General features: G+C 62.0%; 12 protein-coding genes and 3 tRNA genes. 4 read left to right on the forward strand and 11 right to left on the reverse strand.

The window, feature by feature from the left end; all coding sequences use genetic code 11:
• Nucleotides 1–7: 7 nt before the first annotated feature.
• The 6 genes from lepA to ISP18_RS03285 form a co-directional block, all read right to left on the reverse strand.
• Entirely contained in the window at nucleotides 8–1798 is a 1791-nt protein-coding gene (lepA, locus tag ISP18_RS03260) for a translation elongation factor 4 (RefSeq protein ID WP_380017608.1), read from the reverse strand.
• A 164-nt stretch (nucleotides 1799–1962) separates the two neighbouring features.
• A complete protein-coding gene (locus ISP18_RS03265; RefSeq protein WP_380016983.1) occupies nucleotides 1963–3444 on the reverse strand; it encodes a DegQ family serine endoprotease in 1482 nt (493 codons plus the stop codon).
• A gap of 149 nt (nucleotides 3445–3593) precedes the next feature.
• Complete coding sequence (locus ISP18_RS03270) at nucleotides 3594–4253, reverse strand: sigma-E factor negative regulatory protein (RefSeq protein WP_380016985.1); 660 nt, start codon at nucleotides 4251–4253, stop codon at nucleotides 3594–3596.
• Nucleotides 4250–4846: an RNA polymerase sigma factor RpoE gene (rpoE, locus tag ISP18_RS03275; RefSeq protein WP_380016987.1), complete on the reverse strand. Its 597-nt coding sequence runs from the start codon at nucleotides 4844–4846 to the stop codon at nucleotides 4250–4252. The genes ISP18_RS03270 and rpoE overlap by 4 nt, the downstream gene beginning before the upstream one ends.
• 162 nt (nucleotides 4847–5008) lie before the next feature.
• Complete coding sequence (locus ISP18_RS03280; protein ID WP_380016989.1) at nucleotides 5009–7609, reverse strand: putative bifunctional diguanylate cyclase/phosphodiesterase; 2601 nt, start codon at nucleotides 7607–7609, stop codon at nucleotides 5009–5011.
• Nucleotides 7606–8097 (reverse strand): hypothetical protein, encoded by a 492-nt coding sequence (locus ISP18_RS03285; RefSeq protein ID WP_380016991.1) that lies wholly within the window; start codon nucleotides 8095–8097, stop codon nucleotides 7606–7608. Before ISP18_RS03285 ends, ISP18_RS03280 begins: the two co-directional genes overlap by 4 nt.
• A gap of 170 nt (nucleotides 8098–8267) precedes the next feature.
• Here ISP18_RS03285 and ISP18_RS03290 point away from each other — a divergent pair, with 170 nt between their 5' ends.
• Entirely contained in the window at nucleotides 8268–10349 is a 2082-nt protein-coding gene (locus ISP18_RS03290) for a 3-hydroxyacyl-CoA dehydrogenase NAD-binding domain-containing protein (protein ID WP_380016993.1), read from the forward strand.
• Between the two features lie 226 nt (nucleotides 10350–10575).
• Here ISP18_RS03290 and ISP18_RS03295 read toward each other — a convergent pair whose 3' ends face one another.
• The 5 genes from ISP18_RS03295 to ISP18_RS03315 form a co-directional block, all read right to left on the reverse strand.
• Complete coding sequence (locus ISP18_RS03295) at nucleotides 10576–11133, reverse strand: DUF2058 domain-containing protein (RefSeq protein ID WP_380016995.1); 558 nt, start codon at nucleotides 11131–11133, stop codon at nucleotides 10576–10578.
• Between the two features lie 29 nt (nucleotides 11134–11162).
• The gene (locus ISP18_RS03300) at nucleotides 11163–11375 is read right to left on the reverse strand and encodes a SlyX family protein (protein WP_380016997.1); all 213 of its coding nucleotides are present in this window, start codon (nucleotides 11373–11375) and stop codon (nucleotides 11163–11165) included.
• A gap of 2 nt (nucleotides 11376–11377) precedes the next feature.
• On the reverse strand, nucleotides 11378–12721 hold the full coding sequence (locus ISP18_RS03305; RefSeq protein ID WP_380016999.1) for a UDP-glucose dehydrogenase family protein: 1344 nt from the start codon (nucleotides 12719–12721) through the stop codon (nucleotides 11378–11380).
• Nucleotides 12722–12874: 153 nt separating this feature from the next.
• Entirely contained in the window at nucleotides 12875–13681 is an 807-nt protein-coding gene (locus tag ISP18_RS03310) for an FKBP-type peptidyl-prolyl cis-trans isomerase (RefSeq protein ID WP_380017001.1), read from the reverse strand.
• A 169-nt stretch (nucleotides 13682–13850) separates the two neighbouring features.
• Nucleotides 13851–15617 (reverse strand): cation:proton antiporter, encoded by a 1767-nt coding sequence (locus tag ISP18_RS03315; protein ID WP_380017003.1) that lies wholly within the window; start codon nucleotides 15615–15617, stop codon nucleotides 13851–13853.
• A 159-nt stretch (nucleotides 15618–15776) separates the two neighbouring features.
• On the opposite strand from ISP18_RS03315, the gene ISP18_RS03320 reads away from it, so the two are divergent.
• The 3 genes from ISP18_RS03320 to ISP18_RS03330 all read left to right on the forward strand — a co-directional run bounded on the left by ISP18_RS03320 (nucleotide 15777) and on the right by ISP18_RS03330 (nucleotide 16083).
• Nucleotides 15777–15852 (forward strand) — tRNA-Ala (locus ISP18_RS03320).
• Nucleotides 15853–15860: 8 nt separating this feature from the next.
• A tRNA-Glu gene (locus ISP18_RS03325) sits at nucleotides 15861–15936 on the forward strand.
• Nucleotides 15937–16006: 70 nt separating this feature from the next.
• A tRNA-Asp gene (locus ISP18_RS03330) sits at nucleotides 16007–16083 on the forward strand.
• The last annotated feature ends 39 nt before the right edge of the window (nucleotides 16084–16122 follow it).

Genomic DNA, 16122 nt, shown 5'->3' on the forward strand with positions numbered 1-16122 from the left:
GGCTCCGCTATTTGTCCACTTTGAGCACGGCAAGGAAGGCTTCCTGCGGAATCTCAACCCGACCGACCTGCTTCATGCGCTTCTTGCCTTCTTTCTGCTTTTCCAGCAGTTTCTTCTTGCGGCTGACGTCGCCACCGTAGCACTTGGCGAGCACGTTCTTGCGCAGCGCCTTCACCGTTGAGCGCGCGATGACCTGCGCGCCGACGGCAGCCTGGATCGCCACGTCGAACTGCTGGCGCGGAATCAGATCCTTCATGCGCTCGACCAGGTCACGGCCGCGGCGGTCGGCCTGGCTGCGATGCACGATCAAGCTCAGCGCGTCCACGCGATCACCGTTGATGAGCACATCCACGCGCACGAACGGACCGGCGTCGAAACGCTCCAGGTGGTAGTCCATGGAGGCGTAGCCGCGCGACACGGATTTGAGCTTGTCGAAGAAATCCAGCACCACTTCGGCCAGCGGCAGTTCGTAGCTGATCTGCACCTGCGTGGCGAGGTACTGGATGGAACGCTGCACGCCGCGCTTCTCTTCGCACAGCGTGATGATGTTGCCGATGTAATCCGGCGGCGTGAGGATATTCGCGACGATGATCGGCTCGCGGATTTCCTCGATCTGCGTCGAAGGCGGCAGATGCGCGGGATTGTCCAACTTGAGCACCGAGCCGTCGCTCTTGAGCACTTCGTACACCACCGTCGGCGCGGTGGTGATGAGGTTCAGATCGTATTCGCGTTCCAGGCGCTCCTGCACGATTTCCATGTGCAGCATGCCAAGGAAGCCGCAACGAAAGCCGAAGCCCATCGCCTCGGAGCTTTCCGGCTCGAAGAACAGCGCGGCGTCGTTGAGACGCAGTTTGTCGAGCGCTTCGCGCAGTGCGGGGTAATCGTCGGCCGCAACTGGAAACAGGCCGGCGAACACGCGCGGCTGCATGGTTTGGAAACCGGGCAGCGGATGCGACGCTGGCTTGCCAGCCAGAGTGAGCGTATCGCCCACCGGCGCGCCGTGCACGTCCTTGATGGAGGCGGTGATCCAGCCCACTTCACCGGCAGAGAGCTTGTCCAGCTTCTTGCGCTTGGGCGTGAACACGCCCACTTCGCTCACTTCGTGCGAGCGGCCGGTGGACATCACCAGCAGCTTGTCGCCAGGCTTGATCTCGCCCTGCATCACGCGTACCAGCGACACCACACCGAGATAGTTGTCGAACCAGGAATCGATGATCAGCGCCTGCAGACGATCGGTATCGCGCGGCTTCGGCGGGGGAATGCGCGCGACGATGGCTTCGAGCACTTCCACCACGTTCTGGCCGGTCTTGGCGCTGACTGCGACAGCGTCGGTGGCGTCGATGCCGATCACGGCCTCGATTTCGCCCTTCACTTTTTCTGGATCGGCGGTGGGCAGATCGATCTTGTTGAGCACCGGCACCACTTCCAGCCCCTGCTCCACTGCCGTGTAGCAGTTGGCTACCGATTGCGCTTCCACGCCCTGGGCGGCGTCCACCACCAGCAACGCGCCTTCGCAAGCAGCTAGCGAACGGCTTACTTCATAGGAAAAGTCGACGTGACCGGGCGTATCGATGAAGTTGAGTTGGTAGGTCTTGCCGTTCCGCGCCGTGTACGGCAGCGACACAGACTGAGCCTTGATGGTGATGCCGCGCTCCCGCTCGATCGGATTGCTGTCCAGCACCTGGGCCTCCATCTCGCGCTCGGCCAACCCGCCGCAAATCTGGATGATGCGGTCGGCAAGCGTGGATTTGCCGTGATCGATATGAGCGATGATGGAGAAATTGCGGATCAGTTCCATGGGCACGCTGTCAACTTCCCGCCTCGCGCGATGCAAAAGGCCGGCTATCGCCGGGATGGCGATATTAGCCGGTCATTATCGCATGGTTTGAGAACGCCGGCCCAGGACGCCGTTGACCCACATAAAGAAGACCCGCCGGTGCGGGCGGGTCTTCATGCAGCAGATCAATCGTTCTTGTCGCTGGGAATGGTCAGCGCTATGAAGTTGTTGGCATCGCCGCGCCGCACCAGCAGCAGCATGGTGTCGCCCGGCTTCACGCCTGCTGTGGCAGCGCGGAAAGCTTCGACGCTGCCCACCTTCTTCTGATTGACCATCAGGATCACATCGCCCGGCTGCAAACCGGCCTGTGAGGCCACCGGACCGGTGACGTTGGCAATGGCTACGCCCTCGCCCGCCTTCAGGCCGAGCTGGCCGCGCGCAGTCGAATCAATGTTTTCCACACTCAGGCCGAGCGCATCGGATCCAGTACTCGGCGCAGCCTTGCCCAGCGCAGAACGGGCGCTCTGATCGCGCGGCATGGTGCCGATGGTGGCATCGATGGTCTTTTCCTTGCCGTCGCGCATGATCTTGATCGGCACCGAGCTACCCGGCTTCGTCATGGCGACCAACGGCGGCAGGTCCGTACCCTGCACGATGTCGTGATCGTTGTAGGAAAGGATCACGTCGCCCGATTGCAGGCCGGCCTTCTGCGCTGCGCTGTCAGGCGTCACGCTGACCACGATCGCACCTTTCGCGCTATCGAGCTTCAGCGCCTTCACTACATCTTCGTCGACCGGCTTGATCTCCACGCCCAGCATGCCGCGCGTGACATAGCCCTTGGTCTTGAGCTGGTCGACCACGTTCATCGCCAGATCGATCGGAATCGAGAACGCAACACCCTGGTAGCCGCCGGTGTCCGAATAGATCTGCGAATTCACGCCGACCACTTGCCCTTGCAGATTGAACAGGGGGCCGCCCGAGTTACCACGATTAATTGGTACATCGGTCTGGATGAAAGAAGTGCTGGGCTGATCTCCGGCACCGAGGCTGCGTCCCACCGCGCTCACGATGCCTTGCGTCACGGTGTAGTCGAAACCGAACGGTGAGCCGATCGCGAGCACCCACTGGCCGGGCTTGAGCAAGCGCGACTCGCCAATGGTCACCGTTGGCAGACCGCCGCCTGCGTCGACCTTCAGCAGCGCAATGTCATAAGTGGGATCGGTGCCGACCACCTTTGCGGTGAGTGTGCGGCGATCCTGCAGGCGTACGGTCACGACGTCGGCGTGATCGACCACATGGTTGTTGGTGAGGATGTAACCGTCACTGGAAATGATGAAGCCCGAACCCAGCGAAGTGCGTGCCTGCTCTTCCGGTGACGGCATCATCGGCATGCCGAAGAAGCGGCGGAAGATTTCCGCCTGACCAGGATCGATACCTTGCAGCGGTACGCCGCCGGCGCTCTTCGGCCGGCGGCCGGAATACTTAGCTTCCACGTGGACCACGGCAGGGGCGTTTTTCTCGACGATACCGGTGAAATCAGGCAGGCCACCAACCGTTGGGACAGCCTGTGCCCACGCCGTGACGCTCGGCGCGATGACACCCAGCCCTAAGGCACAGCCCAGCAGACCACTGAAAAGACGGCTCTTGACGAGACGGGAATAACTCATGACTCCTCCTCGGGTTCTAGACGCCCCTCTTCACGCTCCAGGGCTCAAAGGGTGGAACGGGAGGGAGGGGAACAATGAAGAAAGCGAAAGGCCTAGGCGGCCAGCGCACGGAAGCGGTGAGCGGTAACGCTCACCGCTTCATAGGCTATTTAACGCGCGCCTTGTACGGCAGGCCGGGCCTGAGGCGTATCGATCAACAGCAGATAGCTGCCATCTTGGTTGTTCAGCGCCTTGTAGCCATGAATGGAATACGTCTGACTGGGATAGCGCTGAAACAACGGATTGTCGGCCGCATCGCCGAGCGTGACGGAAGCGCGCTGGCTCAATGCCGAAGCCGAATAAGGGCTCAAAGACGGTGGCACGGCGGCCAGCACGTCGTTGCTAGTGCGGATGGCGTTGGCCGCGGCGAGCGAGGCAACGGTACGCGCGCCCGGGGATGCTTTGGCACTACCGTTGGCCGCAAGTCGGGCCGGCCGCTCGGAATCGGGAGCGGTCGGCTGCGACACCATCAGTGCCGCTACCGCGACGCTAGCGGCAATCGCGCCGCCCAGGGACAGCCGCAGCCAATCCCGTTTCGGTGCCTTGGCCACCTGCTCGCCTTCGATCGCGGCCATGACGCGCGCCGCGAAGCCGTCGCCGGTCACCGTTGGTAGCTGACGACGCAGACTGTCACCCACCACGTGGTAGCGCGCCCAGGCATGCTGCAGCGAAGCATCGTGGTCGAGCCTGCGCAGCAAGAAGCGCAGTTCCTCCCTGGACAGCTCACCGTCCATGGCCGCGGAAAGATTTTCCATGTTTGCTTCACTCATGACATTCGATCCTCGCGGTCTGAAAGCAATGGCCGCAGCTTTTCATCGATCGCCTCGCGTGCCCGGAAGATGCGCGAACGCACCGTTCCGATCGGGCAGCCCATGGCCTCGGCAATCTCTTCGTAGCTGAGGCCTTCCACTTCACGCAAGGTGATGGCCGTCCGCAGCTCCTCGGGCAAGGCTTGGACAGTGGCGAACACTGTTTGTTCAATTTCCTGGCGCATTAATTCGCGTTCGGGTGTGGCCCCTTCCTGCATACGGTCGGCGCCCGGTACATACACAGCATCCTCGATCGCAATGTCGTCGGTCGGCGGCCGGCGCCCCATCGCCACTAAGTGGTTCTTGGCCGTGTTCACGGCAATTTTGTACATCCAAGTATAGAAAGCACTCTCGCCGCGAAATGAGCCAATCGCCCGCCAGGCCCTAATGAAAGCCTCCTGGGCGACATCCTCACATTCGGCCGCGTTGTGCACGTAGCGGGAAATGAGGCCGATGACCTTGTTCTGGTACTTGCGCACCAGCAGGTCGAAAGCGCGCTTGTCCCCATTTTGTACACGCTCAACCAGCGCACTATCGGTTTCGTTGTCGCCCATCCGGGCCCTCTCCTTCGTCACTGGACCATACCGGGATGTCGTCCGTCGGATGGGTGAGCTGCTCTGACCCGCTCCGCGCCTGCAAGTTCAGCACGCGGGAGCTGTGTCCATCAGCATTTTAAGATAGGGCCGGCCAGATGTGGCTCAAGCAGGCATACGCGGTTATGCCGGAACCGCAGAGAGGCCCTGTCCGGATAAGAGCCGCTCGCGTTCGCCCAGCAGGCGCTCGAAGCTGGTCTGCGGCAAGGGCCGGCAGAACAGGTAACCCTGCAACTCATCACAGTGATTGGCGCGCAGGAACTGCAGGTGCTGCTCGATCTCCACGCCTTCGGCCACCACCCCGCGCTTCAGGCGATGCGCCATTTCGATGGTGGCACGCACGATCGCCTCGTCGTCCGGATCGACGCCGATGTTGCGCACGAAGCTCTGGTCGATTTTGATGCGGTCGGCGGGCAGCTTACGCAGGTAGTCTAGTGAGGCGGCGCCAGTGCCGAAGTCATCGATCGCGATGTGGCAGCCCAATTTGTGTAGCCGCTGCATGTTTTCCATCAGGTTGGGCGCGGCCTTAATGCTGATGCTCTCGGTGACTTCCAGCTCGAGCAGACCCGGATCGAGCCCGGTTTCTTCCAGTACGTCCGCCACCACTTCGGGCAAGTCCGGCTGCATGAGCTGCACCGCCGAGAGATTCACGCCCAGCCGCAGGCGCAAGCCGAAACGGTCGTCCCACTCCTTGGCCTGCTTGCAGGCGGTGCGCAGTACCCATTCGCCAATCGATACGATCAGCCCGGTTTCCTCCGCCAGGGGAATGAAGAAGCCGGGGCCGATGTTGCCCAGCTCCGGATGCTCCCAGCGCAGCAGCGCCTCCATGCCGACGATGTCTTCGCTCTGCGCATTGATCTGCGGCTGGTAGAACACCCGCAGTTCGCCGTTGCCTTCGGCATGACGCAGCCGCGCTTTCAAGGCGGCGTTCTGCTGCTCCTGCGCGGGGCTGACGTCGTAGACGCGATAATTGTTGCGACCCTTGCTCTTGGCCGCGTACATCGCTTCGTCCGCATGCTTGAGCAGCGTTTCGGCATCGAGCGCATCTTCCGGGAAGAAGCTCACGCCGATGGATGCGGTCACCTGTAGTTCCGGACCATCTTCCAGATGCAGCGGCGCTTCCATCAATTGCACGATTTTTTCCGCGACGCGTAGCACGTCGTCGGTCTTCACGATGTGGCGCAGCACGATGGTGAATTCGTCGCCCGCGTAACGCGCCACGGTGTCGGATGCGCGCACGCTGCTGCGCAGCCGTTGCGTGACGGCGACTAGCACTTGATCGCCCACCGCATGACCAAGCGTGTCGTTGATGAACTTGAAGCGGTCCAGGTCCACGAACAGCACGGCGAAGGTTTCGCCGGTGCGATTTGCTTCGCGAATGATTGTATCCAGGCGATCGTTGAACAGCAGGCGATTGGGCAAACCCGTGAGCGCATCCAGCAAGCCTTCCGCACGTCCCTGCTCGCGCGTGCGCCGCAGTTCGAGCATATGCGCGAAATGCGCGGCAACGCAATGCAGCACGGGTTCTACGATGCCCGGTTCGCTGAATGGATGACGGCTGCCTGCCAACAGAGCGCCCAACACGCTGCGCCGTTCGTCCAGCAAAGGCAGGCCGACGAATCCGCGCAGGCCCAGCAAGCCAATCAGCGGGTCGACGTCCGCCAGTCGGCGGGCGTCGTTCGGATGCATCAGCGTGCGGCCGCTGAGCACCAAGCGCAGCGAACTCTGCAACTGCGGCCCCGGCCATATCTGCTCCTCGCCACGCCAGCGCTGCACGATCTGTGCAGGCACACTGCTTTCCTCCGGACGCGCAGACCACACGGCGAGGTAATCCAGTTCCATGTCATCCATCAGCAGCCGCGCTGCTTCCGGCACACTCGCATCATCGTGCGTACCGGTTAACAGGCGCGCCAGCACCGCCAAAGCGGCCCCTGGGCGCACGCTGGCGCTGGCGCTGCGGAACAGCAATGCCACCATGTCGCGTCCGTTGTGGCGCACGCGACGCAGATTCGCTTCGCCGGTATCGTGCCCGCGCACCGATTTGCGCCGACATGCCAGCCAGCGCCGGTCCAGGTCGAACAGGGCTTTTTCCAGGCCGACGGTTTCGAAGATCAATACTTCGGACAGCGGCGTACCAGTCAAAAGGCTATTGGCCAGACCGCTGTGCCTTACGTAAGCGGGGTTGGCTTCCACCACGCGCTCGGCAGCCGGATCGACGATGAGCCAGTCGCCATCGCCATCCTCAAACACGAAGCGATAGTCGTTGGCGGCAACCGGCACGGCGGCCAGCGACGGCACCTGCGGCGTGCGCGCAGCGGGCTCCACAGCTGGCATGTGCTTTCGGCTGTGCAATTGCTCCCAGCGGGCGATCAGTTCCGTGCCGATCTGGGAGGCGTACAGCCAGCCATCGATGGCCGCAGGCAGCTGCGTGGGCTTGATCGTGGCGTCGTCCACCAACACGGCAATAATGGGCGCATCTACGCACGGAGGCAGCAGGCGCAGCTGTTCGCACAGCGTGGCACTGGAACGTCCATCGCCTTCGAACACCACGACGATCAAGGCCAGCGGCTCGCGTCCTTCCAGCAGGATGGCCGCGTGCGTGGTATCGCGCGCGGAATGGATCATCGGGTGGCCTTCGCGATCGAGCACATCGAACAGCGCGCGACGAAGTTCGCGCTGGGACGCCACCAGCAGAATGCCTGCCTGAAAAGCGACCGCGGTCACAGCAACCAGCGTCCATCACGCAGGCGCGGACGCTGGACCGGATCCGCCGCGCCACCCAGGTGCACGGCGACGTCGTCGATACTGGAAACCAGCGCTGCAGGCGCATCCAACAGCACCACCCGCCGCACATGCCCGGCCGGCGCGCGAGCCATTTGCCGCAGCAGAGCGCTGTCCGTCGGCACAAGCGGCAAGGGAAACGGGGCAAGCAGGTAGACGCCGAAATGGATGCTTTGCTGGATATAGCGCAAAGCGTTGCCCACGCGCTGCGAACCAGGAATGAGCGCGTGCGCCTCGCGCAGGTTTTCCATTCCAACGTCAGGCCGCCAGACGTAGACCGACTGCCCGTTGAGGCGTGCAATGGCGCGAAATTGTTCTATCAGGGCCGCACTGTCGACGTGCTCAAGCACGACCAGCCCACCGGGTGCGGTCAGGATGCGCTCGTAGATATCGCTGCCGGCAAGCGGCGCGGGGGCCATCAGGGAAGTCATACCGCCCAAAGGGAAGTTGTCGCAACTCGTACGTTACGCGGTCGCACGCGAAGCGCAATAGCCCAAGCGCCGAGGCGTGATCCATCCGGCATACCGGCCCGAATGGTACGTCTCGCAATCATCGCTGCGGGACGGTATGGTGAACCTCTCCCAAGCCATCCCCTATCCCCATGTTCGAAGGATTGCGCTTCAATCACTGGAAAACGAGCCTGGACGACAGCGGCATCGTTACCCTCACCCTGGACCGCGCCCACAGCAGCGTCAACGCGATTTCCCGCGAGGTGCTGGACGAGCTGGGGCAGATCGTGGAACGACTGGCCATCGAGAAGCCGACCGGGGTAATCATCCATTCGGCCAAATCGAACGGCTTTGCGGTTGGTGCGGATGTCAAAGAGTTCGTCGAATACGCCCGGCAAGGCACCGTGCTGGAGAACATCGAGAACGGCCAGCGCGTGTTCGAAGCGCTGGCGCGCCTGCCCTGTCCCACGGTGGCCGTGGTGCAGGGCGCCTGCATGGGCGGCGGTACCGAGCTGATCCTTGCCTGCCGGCAGCGCATCGCCGCCGATGACGAGAAGACCCGCATCGGGTTGCCGGAAGTGATGCTGGGCATCCATCCCGGCTGGGGTGGATCGGCCCGCTTGCCGCGCCTGATCGGCGCAACGGAAGCGCTACCCGTGATGCTGACTGGCAAGGCGCTTTCCGCCCGCAAGGCTAAGGCCCTGGGCGTGGTCGACCGGCTGGCGCGTCCCGACGAACTGATGGCGGAGGCACGCGCCCTGCTGCGCCATCCTCACGCACGTCCGTTCGCGCAACGTGCAACGGCCTGGGCGACCAACACCTGGCTGGTGCGCCAGATCCTCGCGCCTATGGTGATCAAGCAGACCGCCGCGAAGGTGCGCAAGGAGCACTACCCCGCGCCCTTCGCGCTGATCGATGTGTGGAAGCGCGGTGGTAGCAATATCCAGCAACGCTTGAAGCTCGAAGCACGCTCGGTTGCCAAGCTGGCGGAAACCTCCACCGCGCGTAATCTCATCCGCATCTTCTTCCTGCAAGAACGCCTGAAAGGCCAAGGTAGCGGCGTCGATGCGGCCATTCGTCACGTGCACGTCGTGGGCGCAGGCGTGATGGGTGGCGATATTGCCGCGTGGGCGGCGTTCAAAGGTTTCGACGTGACGCTGCAGGATCGCGAGATGAAATTCATCCAGCCTGCGCTGGATCGCGCTCGCACGTTGTACGAGAAAAAGCTCAAAACGCCTGAAAAAGTGGAAGAAACCAGCCGACGCCTGCGCGCGGACGTAGAAGGCGCCGGGGTGGCGCACGCCGATCTCGCCATCGAGGCGATCTTCGAAAATCCGGAAGCGAAGGAAGCGCTGTACGCCACGATCGAGCCCCAGCTGAGCCAAAGCAATGGAATCCTGGCTAGCAACACGTCGTCGATTCCACTCGACGAACTGCGCAAGGGATTAAAGGCGCCGCAGCATTTCCTGGGCCTGCATTTCTTCAACCCGGTGGCACAGATGCCGCTGGTAGAAGTGGTGCGTCACGACCGGCTCGATCCTGCAGTCGAGAAACGCGCCATGGCCTTCTGCAAGGCGATCGGCAAACTACCGGTGGCGGTGAAAGGCACGCCGGGTTTCCTGGTAAACCGCATCCTGATGCCGTACTTGCTGGAAGCGCTGCGCCTTTACAACGAAGGCGTGCCGGGACCGGTGCTCGACAAGGAGGCCAAATCCTTCGGCATGCCGATGGGGCCGATCGAACTGGCCGACACCGTGGGCCTGGACGTCTGCGCTTCAGTCGGCAAGGAGCTGGCGCCGTTCCTGGGCCTGGAACTGCCACCAGGACTGGAAGAAAAACTCGAAGCCGGCAAACGCGGCAAGAAGGACGGCCAAGGCTTGTACACCTGGCAGGACGGAAAGCCGCAGAAGCCGCAAGTGGATCCTGACTACACGCCGCCGCCGGATCTGCAAGATCGCATGATCCTCGCCATGGTGAACGAAGCCGTCGCCTGCCTTGGCGATGACGTGGTGGATGATGCCGACCTACTCGATGCGGGCGTGATTTTCGGCACAGGGTTTGCGCCGTTCCGCGGTGGCCCGATTCAATACGTGCGCAGCGAAGGCGCCGAGAAGATTCGCCAGAAACTCGAAACGCTGGCGAAGCAGCATGGCGAGCGCTTCCTGCCGAAGAACGGCTGGGAGCATCCTGCGTTGAGGCAGCAGGTGGAATTCGAGGTAGCGGCTGCCGAATAAGTTCTTTCGTCAGCCCGAACTTTGCAGCGCCACCTTCCACTTCCTCACCGTCATTCCGGCGAAGGCCGGAATCCAGTACAAATGAGCAGTGCTAAGCACTCAACATAGAGTTGGTTTTGTGTGCTTCGCACGACGTTATTCAAACTGGATTCCGGCCTTCGCCGGAATGACACGCGCTTCGAATTGAAGCAGTGGCATAAACCTTCCAGAGCGTCTTACCGACAACTCACCACATCAAATCATCCGGTATGCCATCGTCATCCACACCCGCCGCTGCCGGATCCACCAGCAACGCCACCAAGTGCGGATCGAGCTCGCGTATCTGCTCCGCCACGGCCTGCGGTACCAACAGATAACGGCCGCCGTTTTGCACGACACCCAGCTTGCCGGCGTTGAGGTCGGCGAGTTGCGCAGCATCCACGTACACGCGGCGAATCTTGCCGCCGTATTCGAAGTGGCGCACCTGATCGGCATCGGCCTTGTTGAGCAGTTGGCCTTCGAGCAGCTTCTGCACGTTCGCTTTGCGCTCGCGCTTCAGGCGCGCCTGCTCGGCCGCTTCCTGCTCGACGCGCTTGCGTTCTTCGGCGTCCTTCTGCGCGCGGATGGCGTAGGCCTTGGCCAAATCGATTTCGCCGTCGCTACGCGCGGGCTTCGGCTTGTGCGGCGGCTTGCCCTTGGCGGGTGAAGCGTGCGGCCTGGGAGCGGTTTGTTGCGGACGTTTCTCGTCCTTAAGTTGCTTGACGATGCCGCTCTTTAAGAGCTGATCTCGCAGTGAATCGGCCATGATCGAATCCGGTATAGCGTAATGCGTTTTTAGTAATGGGGCGGTGGCGGTTCGCTGTGCGAATCAGGGTCCTGCCCCAGCCGCACAGTTTCCAATTCGTTGCGCATATCGCGCACCAGGCGCTCCAGCGTCGCGATGCGCAAGGATTGCTCCGCATCGGCCGCCACCAGTGCCTGGACGGCATCATCGATAAAAGCGAGCCGAACTTCCAGTTCCGTAAGACGTTCTTCGGCGCTGCTCATGATCACTCCGGACGCGCCACGCTGCGTCCACGTCCGATACCGTAGTAAGCCAGGCCTGCCTCTTCCACCACGGACGGCTCGTATAGATTACGCCCGTCGAAAATCGCCGGCTCCCTGAGCATCGCGCGAATGCGGGCGAAGTCCGGACTGCGGAAGGCTTTCCACTCCGTGACGATTGCGAGCACATCGGCGCCGTCCAGCGTCTGATAGGCGCTGTCGCAGAGCACCAGGTCGCTGCGTTCGCCATACAGGCGGCGCGTTTCCTCACGTGCCTCTGGATCGAACGCGCGCACTTTGGCCCCGGCTTCCCATAGCGCTTCGATCAGCCGACGACTGGAGGCCTCGCGCATGTCGTCGGTGTTGGGCTTGAAGGCCAGCCCCCATAGGGCGATCGTACGTCCGCGCACGTCGCCGTTGAAGTAGCGCTGGATGAAGTCGAACAGCTTGATCTTCTGGTCGTGATTGACCGCCTCCACCGCACCGAGCAGGCGTGCGTCGTAGCCCACCGTGCGCGCGGTGCGCTCCAGCGCCTGCACGTCCTTTGGGAAGCAGGAGCCGCCATAGCCGGCACCGGGATAGATGAAGTGGTAGCCGATGCGAGGATCCGAGCCGATGCCCTGGCGTACGAGCTCCACGTCCGCGCCCACGCGCTCGGCGATGTTGGCGATCTCGTTCATGAAGCTGATCTTGGTCGCCAACATGGCGTTGGCCGCGTATTTCGTGAGTTCGGCCGAACGCACGTCCATCACCACGGTGCGATCGTGATTGCGATTGAAAGGCGCATAGAGCTTGCGCAGCAGGGCAATAGCGCGCGCGCTCGAACTGCCCATCACGATGCGATCGGGGCGCAGGCAATCTTCGACCGCGTCGCCTTCTTTCAGAAATTCGGGATTGGAAGCCACGTCGAAATCGATCTCAACGCCGCGCGCCGACAGCTCCGCCGCCACCGCTTCGCGCACGCGATCGGCCGTGCCGACCGGAACGGTGGATTTGTTGACGATCACCGCATAGCGATCCAGGTGCTGCCCGATGGATCGGGCCACACTCAGTACGTACTGCAGGTCAGCGCTGCCATCCTCGTCCGGCGGCGTGCCTACGGCAATAAAAATGATCTGCGCGTGTGCGATGGACTGCGCGGCATCTGTGGTGAATTCAAGCTGCCCATTGGCATGATTGCGCCGAACGATCGGCTCGAGGCCCGGTTCGAAGATAGGGATCTCGCCGCGACTCAGTCGCCCTACTTTGTTGTCATCGATATCTACGCAAACGACGTGGTTGCCCATCTCGGCCAGGCAGGCTCCGGTGACCAGGCCCACATAGCCGGTACCAAAAATGGTGACTTTCATCGTAGGGGATCAACGCCTTGTTGGGGGGCGAGGATTCTAACAGCCCCAAAAGAAACGCCTATGTCAACGACACAGGCGTTTGTGGCTCTGCAAAGCGAACGGGGCGCGAATCATTCGCGCCCCGTTCATGCAAAGCTCTTTCTATCGCGACGATTACTGACCGTCGCTGCCGCCACCGCCACCCTGCGGAGCGCCGCCAGCGCCGCCCTGCGCAGCGCCAGCCGGTGTCGGGCCGGTGCTCACCAAGGTGACGTCGAAGATCAGCGTAGCGTTCGGCGGGAACGGACGGTTCGGTTCCGCACCATAAGCAAGGTTCGGCGCAATGAAGAACTTGTAGTGGCCGCCCACCTGCATCAGCTGCAGACCTTCGCGGAAGCCCGGGATCACGCGAGCCAGCGGAATCGAGGTCGGTCCCGGCGGATTGTTCTTCTCGGAACTGTCGAACACTTCGCCATTCACGAAGGTGCCCTTGTAGTTCACCTTCACGGTGTCGTTCGGACCCGGACGGGCGCCGGTGCCCTGGCTGATCACCTGATACTGCAGACCGGAAGCAGTGGTCTTCACGCCCGCAGCGCTCTTGTTCTTGGCGAGGAAGGCGTCGCCTTCAGACTTGTTCTTGGCGGAGGCCGCATCGAACTCGGTCTTGGCCTTGTTGCGCAGCTGCGCTTCGAAGGCCTGGGCGGTGGAATTGAATTCCTGCTCGCTCATCGGCGGCTTCTTGCCGGAAAGCGCGTCCTGAACGGCCTTGGCCACGGTCGCCGGATCCACGGCGTCACGCATGATCGGCGGCACGGAACCAGCCAGCTCATAGCCGACCACGGTGCTGGCCTTGATCTTGTCAACCGTACCGGTGGTGCTCGTGCTGCCAGCGCTGGACGTCTGGGCCTGCGCGCCAGCGGTCATGCCCAGCACAACGGCCAGCGCAGCCGCCGTCAGCGTGGGTCGCAGAAAATGCTTCATTTAGTACTCCCTAGTCATGGATATGCCGGCGTGCCGAGCCGGACCTCCCCCCAACATGGAGGCTGGCCCCGCATTGTGCGGTGTCCAGTTCGGTCTTGGCAACGACGATTCAAGGTTGACCCCCGGTACTGCGAAAAGTTCAGGCGCGTAATTGTGCACCGATCCTCATTCAGCTTGATTCGTTAGGAGGAGATGAAGGCTTTTCCAGCGTCTCCCGCAGCGCAGCCTGCAACCTTGCATGGACCTTGACCAGACCACGCCACAAAATCACTGCGAACAGCACGCACACTGCAACAAGAGAAAGCGCTACACCGCGCGGCGGCAAGATCGTCGAACCCAGGACACCCACCAGCAACGCCAGCACCAGCAGCGTGGTCAGCGGAATCAATTTCGCAAGAACCTGCCGGATCGCCTGCGTATACGACCCGGCGAAACGTTCGCGTATGCCCAGCTCCGCCAGCAGCATTCCCAATGCTTCGGCTTTGCGATAGACCGCGATCAACAATGGCAATGACAGAAACAATGCGCACGCCCAGATCACCGAGTGGCGCATGTCGCGGCTGAGGCCCCAGCGCTCGAACCAGGCCGTGTTGTGCGCGTTCACATAAGCGCCGATCACGAACAGCGTCACCACCAGTGCAATGTTCACCGCGATATGCCACAGCAACCGGCGAAACATCTGCGCCAGCACAGCGTTTTCATTGACGGGCCGAAGATTTTCCAGCCAGCCGCTGTAGCTGCTGATCAGCAATCGCAGCGGCCGCGGAATCACGTGCTTTCCTATCCGCGCGAACAGATCCGCCGAACGAAGGAGATACGGCGAAGCCACCATGCAAATCAAGGCAGCCGCCACTGCGGTCGGATAGATGAAATCATCCACCGCGCGCAGCGTGAGACCGAGCGTGGCGATCACAAACGAAAACTCACCTATCTGCGCCATGCACAAGCCGGCGCGCAACGACGTGCGCAGATCGTGCCCGATCAAGAACATCCCCACGCTGCAGATCACGCTCTTGCCGAGCATGACGGTCAATGCAATACACACCGCGGGCAGCGCGTAATGCACAAGTTGGGACGGGTCGATCTTCAAGCCGATCGCCACGAAGAACAGCGCCGCGAACATATCCCGCAACGGTTCGACCAAATGCACCACGCGCGCCGCGCTGCGAGCCTCAGCTACCACCGCGCCAGCCAGAAACGCGCCAAGCGCCACGCTGAAACCCAGCCACGCGGCCAGCAAGCTGGTGCCGAAACAAATGCCGAGCACGCTTACCAGCAATGTTTCATCGCGATCGAAGCGCGCCACGTAATCCACCAGCCGCGGCAATAACAGTAGGCCGACGATCATCCCCGCCACCACGAACAAGCCCAGGTGTCCCACCACGCTGATGGCCGTTCCCGTTTCCACCGTGCCGCTGATGGCGATCGCGGTGAGCAAGGTGAGCAGCACGATGGTGAGCATGTCTTCGGCCACCAGCATGCCGATCACCAACCGCGCGAACGGCCATTGGCGAAAACCGTTCTCCATCAACGCGCGCGTCGCCACCATGGTGGAGGACAGCGCCATGATCGAGCCCAGGAACAAAGCATTGCGTCCACCCCAGCCGAACAGCAACCCAAGCTGATAGCCAAGCCACAACATGAAACCCACTTCGATCACTGTGATCAGCAATAAGGTGCCGCCCACCTGCCGCAACTTGCGCACGCTGAACTCAAGCCCCAGAGTAAACATCAGCAGCACGACGCCCAGGTTGGAGATGTCGCTGATCGCACGCGGATCGGCCACCAGCACACCCGGCGTATGCGGACCAATCACGATGCCGGCGAGGATGTAGCCAGGAAGCACAGGCAGACGCAACCGCTGGAACAGAATCGTCGTGGCGCCTGCCACGAGCATCACCAGTGCAAGGTCGCGAATGAAGCCGATGTCGTGCATGCCGCGCTCAGAAAAATGTCTCGATCACAGCTTAACCTGATGCAGCGACCACGCTGCGCACAACGCAGCTTGCGCGAGTGTCCATCGGCGATGAATTTTCTTCCAAAAAGAGCTTGACGGATTTGTGAACCCACCCTATTCTTTCTGGCTTCCAGCGGCGGGGCCATAGCTCAGCTGGGAGAGCGCCTGCATGGCATGCAGGAGGTCGGCGGTTCGATCCCGCCTGGCTCCACCAACACATACGTCCCCATCGTCTAGAGGCCTAGGACATCACCCTTTCACGGTGGCGACCGGGGTTCGAATCCCCGTGGGGACGCCACTCCAACCCGATCATCGGGGCAGAGTGGAAATGGATTTAGTGGGTTGGTTGCTGGTTAGCTGTACAACGTGGAGCGGTAGTTCAGTCGGTTAGAATGCTGGCCTGTCACGCCGGAGGTCGCGGGTTCGAGTCCCGTCCGCTCCGCCATTTGTACCCAAGAAGCCCGCGTCTTGCGGGTTTTTTGTT

It is taken from the genome of Dyella humi (assembly GCF_044904605.1).
Taxonomy (GTDB): Bacteria; Pseudomonadota; Gammaproteobacteria; order Xanthomonadales; family Rhodanobacteraceae; genus Dyella_B; species Dyella_B humi.